General features: G+C 60.7%; 21 protein-coding genes and 3 pseudogenes. All 24 read left to right on the forward strand.

Features of this window, described 5'->3' with window-relative positions:
• Positions 1 to 220 precede the first annotated feature (220 nt).
• The 24 genes and pseudogenes from ACA051_RS07570 to ACA051_RS07685 all read left to right on the forward strand — a co-directional run bounded on the left by ACA051_RS07570 (position 221) and on the right by ACA051_RS07685 (position 19766).
• Positions 221 to 703: a hypothetical protein gene (locus ACA051_RS07570; protein WP_497374198.1), complete on the forward strand. Its 483-nt coding sequence runs from the start codon at positions 221 to 223 to the stop codon at positions 701 to 703.
• A 191-nt stretch (positions 704 to 894) separates the two neighbouring features.
• Positions 895 to 1239: a phage holin family protein gene (locus ACA051_RS07575; RefSeq protein WP_475266051.1), complete on the forward strand. Its 345-nt coding sequence runs from the start codon at positions 895 to 897 to the stop codon at positions 1237 to 1239.
• A 168-nt stretch (positions 1240 to 1407) separates the two neighbouring features.
• Positions 1408 to 2010 carry a terminase small subunit gene (locus tag ACA051_RS07580; RefSeq protein WP_497375523.1) on the forward strand — a complete coding sequence of 201 codons (603 nt, stop codon included), beginning with the start codon at positions 1408 to 1410 and terminating at the stop codon, positions 2008 to 2010.
• A 4-nt stretch (positions 2011 to 2014) separates the two neighbouring features.
• A complete protein-coding gene (locus ACA051_RS07585; RefSeq protein WP_497374200.1) occupies positions 2015 to 4039 on the forward strand; it encodes a phage terminase large subunit family protein in 2025 nt (674 codons plus the stop codon).
• Position 4040: 1 nt separating this feature from the next.
• Complete coding sequence (locus tag ACA051_RS07590) at positions 4041 to 4247, forward strand: phage head-tail joining protein (protein WP_083352349.1); 207 nt, start codon at positions 4041 to 4043, stop codon at positions 4245 to 4247.
• Positions 4247 to 5728, forward strand: coding sequence for a phage portal protein (locus tag ACA051_RS07595; RefSeq protein ID WP_497374202.1), 1482 nt, complete (start codon positions 4247 to 4249; stop codon positions 5726 to 5728). The genes ACA051_RS07590 and ACA051_RS07595 overlap by 1 nt, the downstream gene beginning before the upstream one ends.
• Entirely contained in the window at positions 5725 to 6879 is a 1155-nt protein-coding gene (locus ACA051_RS07600) for a head maturation protease, ClpP-related (RefSeq protein ID WP_497374204.1), read from the forward strand. Before ACA051_RS07595 ends, ACA051_RS07600 begins: the two co-directional genes overlap by 4 nt.
• A complete protein-coding gene (locus tag ACA051_RS07605; protein ID WP_497374206.1) occupies positions 6876 to 7220 on the forward strand; it encodes a head decoration protein in 345 nt (114 codons plus the stop codon). Before ACA051_RS07600 ends, ACA051_RS07605 begins: the two co-directional genes overlap by 4 nt.
• A gap of 63 nt (positions 7221 to 7283) precedes the next feature.
• On the forward strand, positions 7284 to 8279 hold the full coding sequence (locus ACA051_RS07610; RefSeq protein ID WP_497374208.1) for a major capsid protein: 996 nt from the start codon (positions 7284 to 7286) through the stop codon (positions 8277 to 8279).
• Between the two features lie 2 nt (positions 8280 to 8281).
• Positions 8282 to 8602, forward strand: coding sequence for a head-tail joining protein (locus ACA051_RS07615; RefSeq protein WP_497374210.1), 321 nt, complete (start codon positions 8282 to 8284; stop codon positions 8600 to 8602).
• The gene (locus ACA051_RS07620) at positions 8599 to 9264 is read left to right on the forward strand and encodes a hypothetical protein (RefSeq protein WP_497374212.1); all 666 of its coding nucleotides are present in this window, start codon (positions 8599 to 8601) and stop codon (positions 9262 to 9264) included. Before ACA051_RS07615 ends, ACA051_RS07620 begins: the two co-directional genes overlap by 4 nt.
• Entirely contained in the window at positions 9257 to 9769 is a 513-nt protein-coding gene (locus ACA051_RS07625; RefSeq protein ID WP_497374214.1) for a hypothetical protein, read from the forward strand. The genes ACA051_RS07620 and ACA051_RS07625 overlap by 8 nt, the downstream gene beginning before the upstream one ends.
• Positions 9766 to 10350 (forward strand): phage baseplate assembly protein V, encoded by a 585-nt coding sequence (locus ACA051_RS07630; protein ID WP_497374216.1) that lies wholly within the window; start codon positions 9766 to 9768, stop codon positions 10348 to 10350. Before ACA051_RS07625 ends, ACA051_RS07630 begins: the two co-directional genes overlap by 4 nt.
• Positions 10351 to 10405: 55 nt before the next feature.
• On the forward strand, positions 10406 to 10657 hold the full coding sequence (locus tag ACA051_RS07635) for a hypothetical protein (protein ID WP_497374218.1): 252 nt from the start codon (positions 10406 to 10408) through the stop codon (positions 10655 to 10657).
• 5 nt (positions 10658 to 10662) lie between these two features.
• Positions 10663 to 10989 carry a GPW/gp25 family protein gene (locus ACA051_RS07640; RefSeq protein ID WP_497374220.1) on the forward strand — a complete coding sequence of 109 codons (327 nt, stop codon included), beginning with the start codon at positions 10663 to 10665 and terminating at the stop codon, positions 10987 to 10989.
• Positions 10986 to 11873 (forward strand): baseplate assembly protein, encoded by an 888-nt coding sequence (locus ACA051_RS07645; protein ID WP_497374222.1) that lies wholly within the window; start codon positions 10986 to 10988, stop codon positions 11871 to 11873. The genes ACA051_RS07640 and ACA051_RS07645 overlap by 4 nt, the downstream gene beginning before the upstream one ends.
• A gap of 1 nt (position 11874) precedes the next feature.
• Complete coding sequence (locus tag ACA051_RS07650) at positions 11875 to 12483, forward strand: phage tail protein I (RefSeq protein ID WP_497374224.1); 609 nt, start codon at positions 11875 to 11877, stop codon at positions 12481 to 12483.
• Positions 12476 to 13364, forward strand: a pseudogene (locus ACA051_RS07655) (phage tail-collar fiber domain-containing protein); the annotation flags it as partial. The gene ACA051_RS07650 and the pseudogene ACA051_RS07655, both read left to right, overlap by 8 nt.
• 542 nt (positions 13365 to 13906) lie before the next feature.
• A complete protein-coding gene (locus tag ACA051_RS07660) occupies positions 13907 to 14413 on the forward strand; it encodes a DUF4376 domain-containing protein (RefSeq protein ID WP_497374226.1) in 507 nt (168 codons plus the stop codon).
• A gap of 103 nt (positions 14414 to 14516) precedes the next feature.
• Positions 14517 to 15683 (forward strand): phage tail sheath subtilisin-like domain-containing protein, encoded by a 1167-nt coding sequence (locus tag ACA051_RS07665; RefSeq protein WP_497374228.1) that lies wholly within the window; start codon positions 14517 to 14519, stop codon positions 15681 to 15683.
• Positions 15684 to 15696: 13 nt separating this feature from the next.
• Positions 15697 to 16200, forward strand: a complete 504-nt coding sequence (locus ACA051_RS07670; protein WP_497374230.1) for a phage major tail tube protein — start codon at positions 15697 to 15699, stop codon at positions 16198 to 16200.
• Positions 16201 to 16213: 13 nt separating this feature from the next.
• A pseudogene (locus ACA051_RS07675) lies at positions 16214 to 16510 on the forward strand (phage tail assembly protein); the annotation flags it as partial.
• A 117-nt stretch (positions 16511 to 16627) separates the two neighbouring features.
• Positions 16628 to 16813: pseudogene (locus tag ACA051_RS07680) on the forward strand (phage tail assembly protein); the annotation flags it as partial.
• 151 nt (positions 16814 to 16964) lie between these two features.
• On the forward strand, positions 16965 to 19766 hold the full coding sequence (locus ACA051_RS07685) for a phage tail tape measure protein (protein ID WP_497374232.1): 2802 nt from the start codon (positions 16965 to 16967) through the stop codon (positions 19764 to 19766).
• Positions 19767 to 19769 lie beyond the last annotated feature (3 nt).

Below are 19769 nucleotides of genomic sequence, written 5' to 3' on the forward strand. Positions count from 1 at the left end.
TGTGTTGGGTTTGGCGTCGCGGGCGCGCATGCGTGACGTTATTTGCACTGAAGACAACGGTAAGCATTTTTTCTTATGCGAGGACAGAAAAACCCAACAAACCCAACACACTCAACTCAAAGTTAATAAGAGTATTGATTTTAAAGGGATTTATTTGTGTTGGGTTTGTGTTGGGTAACGGGTTTTCTGTGTTGGGTTCGGTTTTTCGGGGGGGCGGGCAATGATCGAGGCAATGGAAGTGCTGCTGAAGCACTGGGGCGAGCAACTTCGGAGTAATGGCGAGGTGGGGGGGATGGGTAGCCCGATGGCAACGATCATGGAGTGGGGCGGATGTGCACCGCGCGGCACGCCCGGGTCGCGGATCATCATGGGGGCAGGTGCGGGGCCTGATGCAGTTGCTCAGGAAATCGGTGCGGCTCTTTCCGAGATCGCTCGACAAGATGGGCGGGGAGAAAGGCTGCAACAGTTGGCGGTCTTGCGCTACGGCTACGACCCTGCACCGACCTGGCCTTCGCAAATGCATGAACTGGGATATGTGTCCAAGGCAAAGCAAACCTACTACGACCTTGTGCACAGTCTTCATGTGCGACTCTTTGAGGTGTTGGCCGAACGCAAAGATGCACGTAAGTGGCTAACCGCTGGTCGGGGCGTTTTACCTCAAAGTCTCCTCAAAGTTGCGTCAAAGTTGCGTCGAGCCGGTTAACCGAAAATGCCCTCTTTTCGGTTCCGTACTCAGGGGGTAAAAAGTCACCACGATATGAGTTCTGCGCCTCGGCGCTTCCCCCGAGCACGTGCTGTGCACTCCGTCCTGGCAAGCGCCGCGACACTGAAAACCCTGCCCTCCGGCGGGGTTTTCTTTTTGTGTTTAGCGCGCTCTTTCACTTGAGGCACAACATGACAAATGAGCAGCAAGCGCTGGCAGAGATGCCAATTTGGTTAGTGATCGTCCTGGCATTAGTCGGTGGCGTATCCGGTGAAATGTGGCGAGCAGATAAAGACGGGGCGAGGGGCTGGGCATTGTTGCGGCGTCTTGCGCTTCGGTCCGGTGCCTGCATTGTCTGCGGGGTGTCGGCGATGATGCTGATGATCGGCGCGGGCATGACGATCTGGACGGCCGGCAGCTTGGGTTGCCTGACTGCGATGGCCGGCGCTGATGTCGCCATTGGTCTTTACGAGCGCTGGGCCGCCAAGCGGCTGGGCGTTTCCGAAGTGCCACCTGCCAACGGCGAACAGGGGTGAGGAATCGCGGCGGGGCGCCGAAAACTGCCGGGGACCCTGGGGGTATTCGGCGGGTACGGGGTCGGAAACCCGCGGGAACCTGTTAGCCGCATGCTCCCCAGCTTACTGAAATTTCAATCATTGAAATCTTGAAAGGATTCATTGAAATACGTTGAAAAAGGAGGGCTCATGACAGAACCAACCTACCTGTCGAAGAGCGCCTTCGCGGCCCGGCTCGGCAGGTCGCCGAGTTACATCACCTGGCTGAAAGACAACAACCGGCTGGTGCTTTCGCCCAACGGCAAACAGGTTGATGTACATGCCACCGAAGCGCTGATTCGCGACACCGCAGACCCGAGCAAGGCCGCCGTCGCCGAACGACACCAACAGGATCGGATCCAGCGCGACGTTTACAGCCAACTGTCGACCCAGACTGAGCCGACTTCCACGGCTGCGCCGCCGCAGGTGCTTAACGGCGACGGTAAGCTCCCTGACTTCCAAAAGGCTCGCGCACTGCGCGAGCACAACATGGCCATGCTTGCCGAGATTGAGCGGCTGAAGGCTCAGGGTTCTTTGGTATCCAAGAAAACAGTCGAGACTGGTGCTTACGACGCGGGCCGACTGCTGCGCGATCAATTGTTCGGGCCGCTGCCTCAGCTGTCCCACGACCTTGCCACCATGACCGATCCTTGGCTGATCGAAAAACATCTAGCGGCCACGTTTCGTAAAACGCTGGAAGAGGCCGAGCGCCTTTCTTCAGCAGACCTTGAACATGCCCTGACACCGGATTGAACCCATGCACACGGAATTTTCTGACGGTGCAAAGGTGTACCGTGAGAATTATTTCCGTGGACTGCGCCCGGATCCAGACCTCTGGATTGATGAGTGGGCCGATGAGTACATGCGGATCCCGCGAGACACCGGCGCCCCTGAGCCAGGCCAGTACCGCACCTCGCGGACACCTTATGCACGAGAGCCAATGCGCTGCCTGTCGCCGGCTCACCCCTGCAGGCGCGTGGTCACGATGGTGGCCTCGCAGTTGATGAAAACCCAAATCGCCCTGAACTGGATGGGCGGCCTGATCCACATGGCGCCTTCCAACATTCTGGCGCTGCTGCCGAGCCTCGGATTGTCGAAGCGGGTCTCCGGTCGGATCAGCAAGACCATCAAGGCCACGCCCGTTCTGCGTGAACGTGTCGCGGCGACCCGTTCGCGGGATGCGCGCAACACGATGGACACCAAGGAATTCGAAGGCGGTTCGCTGTACGTCACCACCGCCGGCTCTGCAGCTAACCTGTCGGAGCTGTCGGCTCGCTACATCTACGGCGATGAGGTTGATCGTTGGGAGAACGATGTCGGTCAGGAGGGTGATCCTATCGCGCTGGCGGAGACGCGTGCGACCAACTTCGGTCGCAACGCCAAGATCTATTTCTCCAGTTCGCCGACGATCAAGGGCGCTTCGCGGATCGCCGATCTGTTCGAATCCAGCGACCAGCGACACTACTACGTGCCATGCCCCACCTGCGGTCATATGCAGGTGCTGGAATGGGAGCGGCTGCACTACAGCAAAGATTTCAGCACCGCGCATTACGAGTGCGCGGCGTCTGAATGCGACGTGCTGATCGAGGAGCACCACAAGGGCGATATGCTCGCCCGGGGTGAGTGGCGTGCCCACGGCAAAGGCGATGGCAAGACGGTCGGCTTTCACCTCAATGCCTTGTATTCACCGACCGGTTGGATGACCTGGGGCACGCTCGCTGAGGAATTTGAGGAAGCGAAAAAGGCCCAGTCCAAGGGCGATATGGGCCTGATGCAAGTGTTCTACAACACTCGATTGGCCAAGGTTTGGGACAGTGCGCAAGAGCAAACCAAGGCCGAAGTACTGATCGCTCGGGCGCGTCTCGAAACCTACACTCTCGGTACGATGCCGGTCGGTGTACTGATGCTGACCGGCGCTGTCGACGTTCAGGCCAACCGTTTGGAACTGATGGTGATGGGCTTCGGCGTCGGCATGGAACGCTGGGTTGTGGATCACCAGATCATCTGGGGCGACCCGGCCGACGAGCGCACCTGGGCCGTGTTGGACGAGAAACTCAAGGCCCGATATCGGCATCCCTGCGGTGTCGGTTTAGCGATTCTCGCCACTGGCGTTGACTCCGGCGGTCACCACACCGACGAGGTTTACCAGTTCTGCCGCGTCCGTCGCTGGCGCAATATCTTCGCTATCAAGGGCGCGAGCAAGCCGGGCAGACCGGTGATCGCTCAGCGACCGTCCATGGTTGATGTGACCTGGAAGGGTCAAACCGAACGCAACGGCGCAGAGCTTTGGTTTGTGGGTACCGATACAGCCAAAGATTGGATCTACAACCGCTATCCGTTCCCCGATGGGCCAGGATCGTTGCACTTTGCCAACGACTTACCCGACGAGTTTTTCGCTCAGTGTGTTGCCGAGCGCAAGGTTGCTCGTTACGTGCGCGGTCACAAACGCATCGAGTGGATCAAGGGTAAAGCAGAGCGTAACGAAGCGCTCGACCTGATGGTGTACTGCCTGGCCATGGCTCACTACTTGGGCATCAATCGATATCAGGAACACGATTGGGAGCGGGTTCGGCAGTCGTTGGCTCAGGCAGGCTTGTTTGACGACGCCACAAGCATCAAACCCGTTCAAGGCGAACGTGTCGCCATTGCATTACAACCGACATCTGTCGCCGTCACCGCGCAACCCGCACCGCAACCTGCCGCACCGGCCGCGACTCCGCGCCCGGTTGCTGCATCCCCTCAACGCCGCAGCTCTGCCAGCGGCTACCTGAAGAGACGCTGATATGTCCTTTACAAAAAAGCACCTCGACGCGGTTGAGGCGGCCATTGCTCGCGGTGAAAAAACTGTGCGCTACACCGACCGCACCGTGGAATACCGCACGGTCGATGAGCTGCTTAAGGCGCGCGAAGAGATTCGTTCGTCGCTGGTCAACGCTGCCGGACCGCGTTCGCGCGTGGTCCGGCTGTACCACGCAGGGAAGGGGATCTGATGGCCCGACAGTTTCCCACGCTGACCCGTAACGGATTTGTGCTGCCGTCGAACATCAAGGCCAGTTACGAAGGCGCAGGGGAAGGGCGCCGCTCTACTGGCTGGGACGCTCCCGACAACGGGATCAACAGCATCAACACTCCGGCCCTGCGAAATCTGCGGTCGCGCTCACGGGCAGCGGTTCGCAACGACCCTTACGCCTTCAACGTCATCGACAAGCGCGTCAGCAACCTGATCGGCACGGGCATCACCCCTCGGCCAACGACTGACGATGATGCTCTGCGCAAACTGCTGCAGGAGCTGTGGGGAGATTGGGTCGACGAGTCGGATGCGGATGACCGTACGGACTTTTACGGCCAGCAGGCGTTGGTGGCGCGCACGGTGGAAACCTCGGGCGAATGCTTCGTCCGGTTGCGTCCTCGCAGTCTGGATGACGGTTTGGCGGTTCCCCTGCAACTGCAGATCCTCGCACCGGAGTTCGTGCCGCACGACAAATTCGAGAGCACCAAAACCGGCAACGTGATCCGCGCCGGCATCGAGTTCACCCCCGGCGGCAAGCGGGTGGCGTACTGGATGTATTTGTCGCATCCGCGCGATGCGGCCTCCCTGAATGCGGGCTACAACCAACTGGTGCGTGTGCCCGCCGCGCAGGTGCTGCACATCTTTGAACCGGTCGAGCCTGGCCAGTTGCGTGGTGTGCCGCGATTGTCGCCGGTGCTCAAACGCCTGCGCAGTCTCGACAACTACGACGACGCGGTGTTGTTCCGTCAAGAGGTGGCCAACCTGTTCGCCGGTTTCATCAAGCGGCCGGCGCCGGAGTCGGGGCAGACGCCACGCGATCCCGTCACCGGCGCCTTGCTGGATCTGGACCGCGACGGCTTCACCCCGATGGTCGCGCTCGAACCCGGCACCATGCAGGAGCTGGGGGCTGGTGAGGAGGTTGAGTTCTCCAAGCCGCCGGACGCGGGCAACAACTACCCGGACTTCATGCGGCAGCAACTGATGGCTGCAGCAGCGGGGTCGGGCACGCCGTACGAGATCCTCACCGGCGACATGCGCGGGATCAACGACCGGGCGCTGCGGGTGGTGCTCAACGAGTTTCGGCGCCGCTTGGAACAACTGCAATTCAGCGTGTACGTGCATCAGCTTTGCCGTCCGGTACGTGCTGCGTGGATGGACATGGCGGTGCTGTCGGGTGTCCTGGTGCTGGACGATTACGCACAGAAGCGCCGCCAGTACCTGCGTACCCGTTGGGTGCCACAAGGCTGGGCCTATATCCAGCCGGTTCAGGACGTGCAGGCACGCCGGATGGAAGTACAGGCCGGGTTCTCTTCTCGCAGCGAGATGGTCTTGCGCACCGGCTACGACGCCGAAACGGTCGATCTGGAAAACGCCGCCGATCTGGCACGGGCCACAAAACTGGGCCTCAACTACAACACCCTTGATGCCGTCGAAGACAACGACGACAAGGAGCAAGCATGAGCAATCAAGCGCGACCGCGCATTTACAACCGCGCAGGCAAACGCGTCGAGGTTCAGGACAAGACCTGGTACGCATTGCATGCCAGCGGCGAGGCGACCGAGCGAGTGATCGAAGTCTTCGTCTACGGTGAGATCGGCGCATGGGGTATCACTGCCAATCAGTTCGTGCAGGATCTGCGAGCCATGGATGATGGTGTGTCACCGGTGGTCGCCGCGTTCAACAGCATTGGCGGCGATCTGTTCGATGGTCTGGCCATGCACAACGCGCTGGCGCGGCTGGGGGAGCGTTGCACCGGACGGATCGATGCACTGGCCGCGAGTGCGGCCAGCGTGGCGGTGTGCGGTGCCCACCGCGTGGTGATCGCTTCCAACGCGATGTTGATGATCCACAACCCGTGGACCTACGCCGCCGGTGATGCGGAAGGCTTCCGCAAGATAGCCGATGTTCTCGACCAGACCATGGAAGCGATCATCGCGGCGTACAAGGCCAAGGCACCGGACATCGACGAGGTTGAGCTGCGGCGCCTGGTAGCGGCTGAAACCTGGCTGACCGCCAACGAAGCGGTGGCATTGGGGCTGGCCGATGAAGTCGGCGACGGCGTCAAGGTCAAGGCATGCCTCGGCCAAGGCGCGGTGCTGCAACGATTCCAGAACGCACCGGCTGAATTGCTGGCCCAGTTGGACGAACCTCCTGAGCCAGATCCGGAGCCTGAGCCTGTGGATCCGCCGCTGGTGCCGCCCGTAGTCGACTCGGCCAAGTTGGCACTGATGATCACCCAGCGCTGCACGGCGGCGGGCATCAGCAACTTGGTCGAGCCGCTGCTCAGTTCGACCCAGCTCGAAAGCGAGGAGATTGTTCTCGCCGGACTAGCACGCGCCAAGGCAGTGAACGATCTCTGCGTGGCCGCGCGACTGCCGGAATTCAGCGTCGAGTATGTCGCGGCAGGTCTGGATGCTGCTGCGGTGCGCGCACGTTTGTTCGACAAGATTGTCACCAGCGGCAAGGGCTTCGAAATCGACAACAGTCTGCCGCTGGCGGACGACCCAGCGCCCAAAGTGCTGGCCAAACAACCTGACCCCAACTCGATTTGGGCTGCTCGCCAAGCGGCCCAAACTGGAACCGCGCACGGCGCGAAAGGAGCACGAGCATGACCATCAAACGGGAACCGATGCACGCAGGTGAATTCCTGCTGTCCGAGGGCGCCGGCACGATCTCGCGCGAAGCGATCAATGTCGCAGCGGGTCCAGCATTGTGGCCCGGACAAATTCTCGGGCTGGTGACCGCCACCGGCGAATTCGCGCCGTACAACCCAACTGCTGAGGACGGCACTGAAAGCGCTGTCGCCATTCTCTACGGCCCGCTTGGCGAATCCGACGTGGTGCGTCGAGGTCGCGCCGTCGTGCGTTTGGCTGAGGTCAGTGAAGCGCATTTGACCGGCCTTGATCTGGCTGCCGAGAAAGCCTTGGCCGCACATTCGCTGATCGTCCGCTAAGACGTTTCCTTCCTTTATATGCATCCCGCCGCGTGCGGGATTTTTCGTTTCTGGAGAGTACCCATGGCCGATATCGCCATTTTTGACGACGAAGCATTCACCGTCACCTCGCTGACCGCAGCACTCAATGATCAACCGTACCTGCCAGGGCGCATCAGTGCTTTGGGCCTGTTCCGCGAGGAAGGCATCACCACCCTGACCGTGCAGATCGAAAAGGACGGTGACACCCTGGCGCTGGTGCCTGCAGGTGAGCGCGGTGGTTCTGGTCTGGTGGTTGCTGCGAGCAAACGCAACCTGATCCCGTTCAACACCGTGCACCTGCCTGAGCGCTTCACCATCAAGGCGGATGAGATCCAGGGCATTCGTGCCTTTGGAACCCGAACCGAACTGCAAGCGGTACAGGACGTGGTCAACGCGCGGCTGGCCAAGGCCCGTCGCCAGTTGGATGCCACGCATGAGTTCCAGCGCATGGGCGCCCTCAATGGACTGATCCTCGACGCTGACGGTTCGACGGTGCTGCTGAACTTGTACGAGCGCTTCGGCGTAGAGCGTCAGAGGCTTTCCATGGGCATGGCTGATCCGAGCACGGAACTTCGGATCAAGTGCCTCGACGCGCTGGATATGCAAGAAGATGCGCTTGGCAGTGTGACCAGTACCGGTTCTCGCGCCTTTTGCGGCAAGCACTTTTGGAGCAAGCTGATCACCCATAAATCGGTCGTTAAGACCTATGAAGGTACGCTCCAAGCTGCTGCACTTCGAGGTGATGCTCGGGAAAGTTTCGAATTCGGCGGCATCACTTGGGAGCGCTACCGTGGCAAGGTGGCGGGCGTATCTTTCGTCCACGACGATCAGGCGTTGCTGGTTCCGGAAGGCGTGCCCGATCTGTACATATCCGTGTTCGCACCGGCTGACTACATGGAGACGGTGAACACCCAGGGCATTCCCTACTACAGCAAGATCGAGCCGATGCAGTTCGGGAAAGGCATGGCCGGTGAAGCCCAGTCCAACCCACTGCACCTGTGCACTCGACCGCGCGCCCAGATCACGCTGGAACTCTGACCGTGAGCTTTCGCGATCTGATCGCCGAGGTGGACGCGGTGGTGTTCGAAACGCTGGGCGATACCGCACGGATCGAGGGTCGCGAAGAACCAGTGTTCGGCATGTTCGCCGCGCCCTGGCTGCAACCCAAATTCGGCAAACTCAACACCGGGTTGCGCGAGCCTCGGTTCGAGATCCGCGTCAGCGATTCGCAAGGTCTTGAGCAGGGCATGCTGGTCAGCGTCGACTTGCCTGCCTTGGACGGCGGCGGTGACTACGACCTGATTCAGCTCGAGCCGAGCGGTGACGGTCTGGTCGCCTTGATTCTGAGGTTACGCCCATGAGCGTCGGCAGCTATTTCAAACCCTCGGCCGGCGGCGGGATGATCTCCATCCAGTCCTCGGCCGCAGATTTTCAGGCGTTCCAAGACTTCGCCAAGGTGGTGCCCAAGGCTGCAGCAGCGGCGCATCGGCGTGCGATCAACAAGACATTGGGCTGGTTGCGCACGCACATCGCCCGAGCGGTCAGCCGGTCAGAGCGCATTGCTGTTGCGGCGGTGCGTCAACGCTTGCGCAGCTATCCGGTTTCCGGCGGTGCCGCGAGCGGCAAACTGTGGTTTGGTTTGAACGCCATCGAGTCCAGCCGGATCGGCCGGGCACGACAAACAGGTAGCGGCGTATCTGTTGCGGGGCGGCGTTACCAAGGGGCTTTCCTCAAGAAAGTCTATGGCAACAAGCCCGACATCTGGATACGCACGGCCAGCAAGCACTTCAACGCGGGCGCCTACCCCGACAGCACCGTGTCACCTGGTCGCGGGGCGAGTTCGGGTTGGGTCGCCGAAAACGGCAGTCGCTTCCCGCTGGCCAAAGCCAAAGTGTCGCTGGAGCAAGCCCGACCGCAGTTCGAAAGTTGGGTCAAAAAGGCAGATCAGCGCCTGCTGGAGATCCTCAAGCAGGAACTCAACTTTGAGCTGCAGAAATACCTCAAGAGGATCGGTAATGTCTGATGAAACCTTCAGCCTGGACCAACTTTATCGGGCGGTCGAACAGCATCTGCGCGCACACCTTCCCGGCGTGCATGCAGTCACAACCTGGCCAAACATCGCGGATCGCGTGCTGCTGCCAGCGGTGTTTCTTGAAGTGGCTGAGATCGAGCCGGGTACCGATATCGGCACCGGCGAAACTTCGCTGATCTTCAAGTTTGAGGCTCGCATCATCGTCGACCCCATCAAGCCGCACCATCACCAACAGGCCGTGCAATTAGCGACTCAGCTGGCGGTGCTGCTGCGTGCGCAGACGTGGGGTTTGGCAGTCGATCCGGCCGAGTTCGTGCAAGCACTGCAGGACTGGACCCAACCCCACCTGGACGGCTACACGGTCTGGCTGGTGGAGTGGACTCAGCAAGTTTATCTCGGTCTTGAAGAATGGCCGTGGCCAGATGATCCACCGGGTCAGCTGCAATTGGATGACTACGCCGTTGAGGTGGTTGTCGATCCTGAGCCTGTTTCATGAGTTACGCGAGCGCCCAACATGACCGCATGATTGCGGGGGCAGTCAAGGCTTGCTACGTGGTCGCCGTGGATCTGTCTGCATCGCCGCCAGTGTGTCGGGTCTCGGATGGTAGTGACTGGGTCAGCGCCTGGGTGCGCTGGCACAGCATTGCCGCCGGCAAGGCTCGACACTGGCGTGCGCCGTCCATGGGCGAGCAGGGCAGCTTGATCAGTCCCAGCGGTGACGTGTCGCAAGGCACGTTCGTGCCGGGCCTGTACGGGAATGCCGGTCCACCACCGGACAACCGCGACCACGTCGAGGTCTGGCGTTTTGATGATGGCGGGTCGCTGGTCTACGACTGGCAGGCCAAGTCCTACACCATCACCGTGCCGAGCGGAACGGTGGCCATCAAGGTCGGCGGTACCGACGTGGTCGTGACCGATAGCGCGGTCACGGTGAAGTCGGGAACGATCGATCTTGAAGCGACCGTGAATATCAAAGGGCCGGTCAATATCGACGGCGCGTTATCCGTAACCGGCAACATCGACGGCGCCCAAAACATCATGGCTGCCGGCAACAGCGACAACCACCACAAGCACTAACCCATCATTCATCCAGCTCGCCGCGCGCGGGCTTTTTTGTGTCCGGAGAAAACCAATGGCCAAGATCAATGACCAACCTGTCGACGAGCAATTGCCGTCGCCGACTCGCCAGCCCATTACTGCCCAACCGCGAACGCCTGATCTGCTGCTGAAGTTTCGCGACAAGCTCTACACCTCGCGCACCCTGTGCATCCCTGGGACGGATCGCACGCTGTCGGTGGTCAAGGCCACCGTCGAGGTGTCGGCGTCCGATGAAGAAGCGGTCAGTTTCCTGAAATCCCATCCCGAACTTCAAGCCCTGGAGTGATTTAGATGATCGGAATGGATCGCCACACCGGCCAACCCATTTCGGGCATCGAGCATTTGCGGCAATCCATTGGCGACATCTTGGGCACGCCGCTGGGCAGTCGCCGGTACCGCATGGAGTACGGCAGCAAGCTGCGCAGGTTTGTCGATTTGCCCGTTAACGAAGGCTGGAAAAGCGCCGTTCAGGCTGAGGTCGCTCGCGCTCTTGGACGCTGGGAACCGCGTTTGAAGCTCGATCAGGTGCGCGTCCTTTCCGTCATTGGTGGGCAAATCAATCTGCAAATCGTCGGGAAGTACCTGGGCGACAGCGTCACGTTGGAGGTGGCCGCATGAATATCGTGGATTTGTCGTCGTTGCCGGCGCCGACCGTGCTGGAGTCTCTGGACTTCGAAGAGGTTTATCAGGACGGGCTGAGTGTGTTTCGCGGCTACATGGGCGGCAACTGGACGGCGGCGCTGGAAAGCGATCCGGTGGTCAAGGTGCTGGAGGTCGGGGCTTACAACAAGGTCGGCAATCGCGCCCGGGTCAACGATGCCGGCAAGGCTCTCTTGCTGGCGTACGCCATTCGCGGCGACCTCGATCACCTAGGGGCTAACGTCAATCTGAAGCGCCTGGTGATTCAGGCGGCGGATCTGCAAGCGGTGCCACCGGTGCCCGAGGTCAAGGAAGAAGACGACCCGTTTCGCGAGCGCATCCAGTTGGCCTATGAAGGGCTGACCACGGCCGGGCCACGTAACAGTTACATCCTGCATGCGCGCAGTGCCTCGGGACTGGTCGCGGACGCGTCGGCCGAAAGCCCGGCGCCTTGTTACGTTACGGTAACGGTGCTGAGTTCCGAAGGGGATGGGCGCGGCGAGGCCAGCCCTGAGCTGTTGGCGGCTGTTCGCACTGAGCTGAATGACGACGATGTGCGGCCGGTCGGTGATCGCGTCACGGTACAGAGTGCCGAGATCATTGATTACCGAATTGACGCCATCCTGCACATGAGCGGTGCCGGGCCGGAAAACGATGCCAGTTTGGCCGAAGCGAAAAGTCGTTTGGCGGCGTGGATCAACCCGCGTAAACGGTTGGGCGTTGAGGTGGCCCGTTCCGCTGTTGATGCTCAGTTGCACGTTGCCGGTGTTTCTCGGGTTGAGCTGCCCGGTTGGGTGGACTTGGCTCCGACCAAGGCGCAGGCGGCTTACTGCGTGGGTTACACCGTGACGATGGCGGGCTGATATGAAAAGCCTGCTGCCGCTCAATAGCACGCAATTGGAACGGGCGATGGAAGCCGCGTTCTTCGATAAAACAATTGTCCCGCTGCGTGACCTCTACAACGCCGATACCTGCCCGGTACATCTGCTGCCGCATCTGGCGTGGGCGTGGTCGGTGGATCGCTGGGATTACCGCTGGACTGAAGCCACCAAGCGCGCCGCTATCAAGGCGTCGTATTACATCCACAAGCACAAGGGCACCATCGGCGCGCTGCGCCGGGTGGTCGAGCCGCTGGGCTATCTGATCGAGATTGTCGAGTGGTTCCAAACCGTGCCCGAGGGCGTGCCGGGCACCTTTGCGCTGAAGGTCGGCGTGCTCGATACCGGCATCACCGAGGAAATGTATCAGGAGCTGGAACGCCTGATTGATGACGCCAAGCCTGTCACGCGGCACCTGACCGGTCTGGCGATCAGCCTCGAAACCCAAGGCGATTTGAATATCGCCGTGTCCCTCTACGAAGGCGACGAAATCGACGTGTACCCGCCCGTCATGCGTGACATTGAAGTCACGGGCAGCTTTGCCGTGGTCGGTCGCGAACACTCCATAGACACTCTGGACGTTTACCATGATTGATGCGAATTCCCAGTTTTTCGCCATCCTTACCAACGTAGGGCTGGCCAAGCAGGCGAACGCCGACGCGCTCGGCATTCCCTGGAAGATCACCGAAATGGGCGTGGGTGATGCCAACCTGACCAACCCGATTCCGAACGCCACGCAAACCAGTCTGATCAACGAATGGCGTCGCCGGCCGCTGAATCAGCTCAAGGTCGACGCGGCAGATCCGGCGATCATCATCGCCGAGCAGATTATTCCCGCCGATGAGGGCGGGCGCTGGATTCGCGAAATCGGTCTGTACGATGCCGACGGCGAACTGGTGGCGGTGGCCAACTGCGCACCGAGTTACAAGCCGCTGTTGTCGCAAGGCTCCGGCCGTACCCAAGTCGTGCGGATGAATTTCATCGTCAACAACTCCGGCAACATCACGCTCAAGATCGATCCGGCGGTAGTGCTGGCTTCACGATCCTACGTCGATGTTGCCATTCTGGAGGTGTTGCCGGCGAATAAAACGGCCGGTGAGTTCACCCGGGTTAAGGTCAATAATCGTGGTGTGGTGGTGTCGGGTGACAATCCCTGCACGCTGGCTGCGATGGGCATCACGGACACCTACACCAAGCCGCAAATCGAGTCGATGATCGCCCAGGCTTCGGCGCTGCCGGTGGGGGCGATGGTGGCGTTTCCGGTGAACAAGGTCGCGCCCGGGTTTCTGGAGATCGACGGCAGTGTGAAAAGCATTGCGGCTTATCCCGATCTGGCGGCATTCCTGGGTGGCGTGTTCAACCTGGGCAATGAAGGTGCCGGCAACTTCCGACTGCCGGAGTCGCGAGGGGAGTTCTTGCGGGGCTGGGACCATGGGCGCGGCGTTGACGCTGGCCGGGTGATAGGTAGCTGGCAGGCCGATGAAAACAAGGCGCATGCCCATGCCACCGATTACGAGACGGTGAATGACACCTTCGCGCCGGGAGCAACGTCAAGATTCTTTGTCCAGCAATACAACGCAACGAATAACGTCGTAACCCAGTCATCGGGTGGCGCCGAGGCGCGCCCGCGCAACTTGGCGGTGATGTGGTGCATCAAGGCCTGGAACGCGCCGATCAATCAGGGAAACATCGACATTGCGGCGCTAGAAACGCAGGTCCAGACGTTCAACAGCCGGTTTGCCCAGCTCTTCAAGACGGTCACTGACCTGCGGGCGTCGCGGGCGATTAACGTCACCTACACCAACACCCTGGACCGCCCCATTCTCGTTAACGTGGGGTTGCTTACGACCATCACTAACGAGACAGCGCTGCTAATTGTCGGTGGGGTGTCTATTTACGGATCTTCTTTTCCAACTGCCAATTCCAGTGTCTCGGTAACCGCCATTGTTCCCGCTGGGGCGACCTATAAGGTGCCGCCGAACAACTTCACCCTGCTTACTTGGTCGGAGATTCGTTGAATGCATTACTTCATTGATGCCGGGCAAAACGTTTATGCGTTTGCCAGCAAGACGGAGGCCCCAGCGGACCTACTGCCAACAAACGAGGCTGAGGCGCTCGCGCTCGCGGCGGGGTCTTCTCCCTTAGTGGATTATCCCGCCTTGATCGCCGCCGAGCGCTACAAGCGCGAAGGCGTTGGCATTACCGTCAACGGGCTTGAGATTGAGACCACTCGTGATGGCCTGGGCTTGATTGCCAGCGCGGCAGTGTCGGCGATCCTCGATCCGGCCTACAAATGCAACTGGAAGACCAGCGGCGGATTTGTCGAGTTGACAGCGCCGCAACTGATCGAAACGGCGACAGCCGTTCGTGCGCATGTGCAAGCCTGTTTTGACCGGGAAATGACGCTGTTAAGCGCGGTCGAGGCAGGCGAGTATCGCGCCGAAATGCTGGCTGAAGGTTGGCCCGATTCGTTGCCACTTCCTGATCCAGGGCCGGCCCCCGAGCTGGAGCCCGAGCCGAACTAACGCCCCGCACTGACGGGGCGTTTTCTTTTCCGTTACGCGTAACACGACCATCCCTGACAGCCTCGCTTATGCGGGGCTTTTTCGTTTCTGGAGAGTAAGCCTTATGAGTTTTTTTCACGGCGTCACCACCTCGCTGATCGACACCGGCGCGCGCACCATGTCGCTGCCGTCGTCGTCGATCATCGGCCTGTGCGACACCTTCACCCCGGGCGTTCTCGGCGGCGGCGCTGCCAAGGCCGGTGAACTGAAGTTGATCACTACCGAGCGCGAAGCCATTGCCGCCTTTGGCTCCGACTCGGCAATCACCAAGGCCTGTCAGGCCATTTACGTCAAGGCCAAGGCGGTGATCGTTGCCATCGGCGTGCCCAAGCTTGAGGACGCGGCGCTGCAAACCTCGTCGATCATCGGTGGCGTCCTTGCCTCGGGTCAGCGTACCGGTCTGCAGGCGCTGCTCGATGGCAAGAGCATGTTCAATGCGCAACCTCGGCTGTTGATTGCGCCGGGCCACACGGCTACTCAGGCGGTGGCCACTGCGCTTGATAGCCTGGCGCAGAAGCTGCGCGCCATCGGCATCATCGACGGCCCTGGTACGACCGACGAAGCCGCCATGGCCTACGCCGATAACTTCGGCAGTCGCAACCTGTTCATGGTCGACCCAGGCGTCAAGTATTGGGACACCGTCACCAGCAAGACGGTCGATGCGCCCGGCTCGGCCTGGGCGGCGGGCCTGTTTGCGTGGACGGATGCTGAATACGGTTTCTGGGCCTCGCCATCCAACAAGGAATTGACCGGCATCACCGGCACCGGCCGCGCGGTCGAGTACCTGGACGGCGACGAAACCTGCCGGGCAAACCTGCTCAACAACGCCAATATCACCACGATCATTCGCGACGACGGTTACCGCCTGTGGGGCAACCGCACGCTGTCGAGCGATCCGAAGTGGGCGTTCGTGACCCGCGTTCGCACGCTGTTCATCCTCATGGACGCGGTGCAGGCGGGGCACAAGTGGGCGGTCGACCGCTCAATCACCAAGACCTACGTGACCGATGTCACCAACGGTCTCAACGCGTTCATGGCCGACCTGAAAGCCCAGGGCGCGATCATCAACTTTGAAGTGTTCCCCGACACCGAACTGAACACGGCCAGCCAGATCGCCCAGGGCAAGGTGTATTGGCGCATTCGTTTCACCGATGTGCCGCCGGCAGAAAACCCGAATTTCCTTTTCGAAGTCACCGATCAATGGATGACCGAAGTGCTTGAAGCAGCCTAAGGGGGCGTAGCAAATGATTCCTCAAACATTGTTCAACACCAACCTGTTCGTCGACGGCGTGAACTTCTCCGGCGACGTGCCGAGCCTGACGCTGCCCAAGCTGACCACCAAGACCGACGAGTATCGCGGGGGCGGCATGGCCGGTCCCATCGAGATGGATCAAGGGCTTGAAAAAATGGAAGCGTCCTTTGTCACCAAGGGCGTGCGCCGCGAGTCGCTGAAGTACTTCGGCTTGTCCGACGGCACGGCGTTCAACGCAACATTCCGTGGCGCTTTCAAGGGGCACAAGGGTGCGGTGACGGCGGTGGTCGCCACCCTGCGCGGTCGACTCAAAGAGGTCGATCTCGGTGACTGGAAAGCAGGGGATGCCGCCGAGATCAAACACGCCGTTGCGGTCACCTATTACAAGCTCGAAATCGACGGGCGCCTGATGTACGAAATCGACATGGTCGCCGGCATTCAGGTGATCGACGGCAAAGACCAACTGCTCGAAGTGCGCAACGCACTCGGCCTGTAAGGAATAGATTCAGATGACTCAAGCTACCGCTAAAAACGTGCCGGTCTGGCTCTCGCTCAATGCGCTCACCGCCGTTGTAACACTCTCCCGTCCAAGCCAAGCGAACAGCGTCGACGTCGAGACATTGACCCTGCGTGCCCCGACCTTGCGTGAGGTGCGGTCGGCTGACCGCGCTTCCAATGGTGACGCCGAGCAGCGCGAGCTGATGCTGTTCGCCGGCTTGGCAGAGGTCGGGTTGAAGGATCTGGAAGGCCTCAAGCTGACCGACTATCGCCGTGTGCAGACGGCGTATTCGCACCTGGTACCGGAAACCGATTATTCGAAGTCTATGCCCGCGTGGCTATCGCTCACCACCGATCAGGTGCTGGTGACGCTGTCTTGCCCCAGCGAAATCAACGGCGTGACAGTCGATAAGCTGGCCCTGCGCTCGCCGACTGTTCGCGACGTACGCGAGGCCAATCGTGAAGTGACTGGCGATGATGAGCAACGCGAACTGGTGCTGTTTTCCGCATTGTCCGGTGCGTCCATCCCGGATCTGGAGGGGCTGAAGCTCGTGGATTACAACCGCTTGCAGGCTGGCTATTTTCGCCTGGACAACGACGACGGGCTTTAACCCCAACGTTATCAAAGGGGCCGCGAAACGTCTGGCGGCGGAGACGGGATTTTCCGCCGCCGAGATCCAGTCGATGCCGTTTGCGGAAATGGTGTGGTGGCTTACGGATTGAGCCGCCACCAGTAGTGCTGGGCAAATGGGGGCCAATGACATGGCAAACAAAATCGCCCTCGGGCTGGTGATCGGCGGGGCCGTCAGTTCGACGGTCGGCGCCGCGTTCAAGGACGTGACCGGGCGCATCAAGCGCCTCGAGGCGGAAGGCAACAAAGCGCGCGTGCTGCAGCGTACGATTGGCGACACCATTCGCCTGCGTGAAGAATGGAAAAAGGCGCACGACACCGGTTCTGCCGGCGCATCCAAATTACTCAGTCGTCTGAACTCGAACCTCGACAGCTTGAAGAAACAGGGCGTTGAAGTCGGCCGTTTGGAAAAGGCCTATCGCTCTATGGGGCAGACGGCCAACAAAGCCGAACTCAAGGCCAAGGGGCATCAGCAGATCGAGGCCGGCAAGTCCGGGATGAAAGGTGCGGTCGGCGCGGCGGTGGTCGGTATGGGCGCGCTCGCCGTACCGACCAAGGTCAGCGCCGATTTCGGCGCCATTGTGCGCGACATTGCGATCAAGGCCGGCATTGCCAACAAACCGCAAGAACAGGAGATGTCGCGCAAGATCATCGACACTTCGCGTGATACCGGCATGGCGCGCAACGACGTGGCCGACGTGGTCAATCAGTTGGTCGGCGCCGGCATGGATCTGAGCAAGGCGCTGGAGTACGCGCCGGTTGCGGCCAAGTTTGTCGTGGGGCAGGGATCCAGCGGCGTCGACACGGCCAAGATGATCAACGCCCTAGGGCAAAACGCCAAGATCACTGATCCGAAACAGATGCAGCAGGCGCTGGAAGCGATCGCCTACCAAGGGCAGGCGGGCAGCTTTGAAGCGGCGGACATGGCCAAGTGGTTCCCGGAGCTGCTGGCGAACATGGCCAGCAACGGCATCACCGGCATGGACGCAGTGACGCAACTGGGTGCCATGCTGCAGGTGCAGATGAAACAGGCCGGCAGTTCGGACGAAGCGGCCAACAACCTGAAAAACTGGATGGGCAAAATCGGCTCGACCGACACGGTCAAGGCCTACGAAAAAGCCGGCATTGACTACAAGGGATCGATGCAGACCGGTTTGCAGAACGGCATGTCGACGCTTGAAACCAGCATGGCGCTGGCTCAGAAATACATTCAGGCGACCGACCCGAAGCGTGCGGCGGCGATGGCCGAAGCCACGTCAAAAATCAGCAAGGAAGCCGATCCGGACAAGGCCAAGGCCATGATGGCCTCGCTGGAAGAATCCCTGCGCACCGGCGACTTGTTCGCTGACATGCAGGTCAAGGCTGCGCTTTCGGCTTACATGCAGAACAAGGCACTGTACAACCAGCTCAAAAATGATTCGCGCGAAGCCGCCGGCATCCTCGATAAAAACCTCGCCGAGCGGCGCGAGTCGTCGTCGCAGAAGTGGGCCGAAGTGGCCCAGTCGATGGATGACGCCATGCGCAGCGTGGGGGATGCGCTGCGCCCGGTGACGGACACCGTCGCCGAGACGCTGACCAAGGTCACCAAGGGCATCACGTCGCTGTCGGACAGCGCGCCCGGTGTAGTCACGGGCGTCGTTGCGGTCGGTGGTGGGTTGATCGCGCTCAAGGGGATTTTCAGCTCGTTCAAGATCGGCAAAGGGTTGTTCAATCTGGCGCGCGGATCTTTGGGCAAGGGCAAGTCGGGTGAAGTGCAAAAGGTCTTTGTGACCAACGCCGAGGATGGCGACGGTGATGGAAAAAATTCAGAACCCAAGGGCAAGACCGGCAAGGCGCTGTCGCTGGTAGAAACCGGCCTCAAGGCTGTTGCCGCGCTCAAGGGTACGCCGGTGGGCGGCGAAGATAACGCAGGGGAAGGCGACGACAAAAAGCCCGGTAAATTGGACCTGGTCTCGACCGGCCTCAAAGTTGTTTCGCTGGCCAAGGAAGCGGCCTCGGGTGGCGATGACGACGGTGAGGCGGGCGGCGGTAACGACGCGGTCAAGAAGGTTTTCGTCGTCAACGCCAATGCCATGGGCGGTGGAGGTGGTGCGGATGGCCCGGGTGAATCTCGCCGGCGTGGTCGCGGGTCCCGGCGCAATGGTTCACGGCGGCGCCCGTTGCCTCGGCCCGGTTCCTCGCGTCCACCGGTGCCGCGTCCGCCCATACCCGTACCACGGCCGCACATTCCTCCAGTGCCACCGGTTCCCGCCGGTGCGATGGCCAAACTGGGTGGGGTTGTGCAGGCCGTCGGCAAGGTCGGCAAAGTCGCCAAGATGATTCCCGGCGGCTCGCTGATGGAAGCCGGCGCCATGGCGTTCGATACCTTCGAAAACGCCCAGACCAAAGATGAAAAGGCCGAGGGCTACGGCGCGGCCGCTGGCAATCTCGCCGGCACCATGGCCGGTGCAGCCGCCGGGGCGGCCATTGGTTCGGTGGTGCCGATCATCGGCACGGCCATCGGCGGCTTGATCGGTGCTTACCTTGGCAGTCAGGGCGGCGCAGCGTTGGGTGGATCCCTGGGTAAATCGCTGTTCGGTGGCGAGGATGACAAGCCCGAGGAACAATCCAAGGCAGCGGTTCCGACCACGCCGCTCATGCTGACGTCAGCGGCGCAGCAAGGCCCGATGCTGGGTGATGTTGCGCGCTCGATGGCAGTCACGGCGCCGCTCAAGTCGGCAGCGCTGGCCATTCAGCCCAAGGAAGCTGAGAAGCCGGTACCGACCAAGGTGGATCAGCAGTTTCAGTATTCGCTGAATATGCCGGTCACGGTGCAGGGTGATGTCAAAGACCCGCAGGCCTTGGCGCAGCAAATGATGCCGCACATGCAACGCATGATGGCGGACGCGGCAAAACAGAACGCGTCGAAACTCTACGACGAACCCCATGTGTAAGGA

It is taken from the genome of Pseudomonas sp. LBUM1669, from assembly GCF_059695705.1.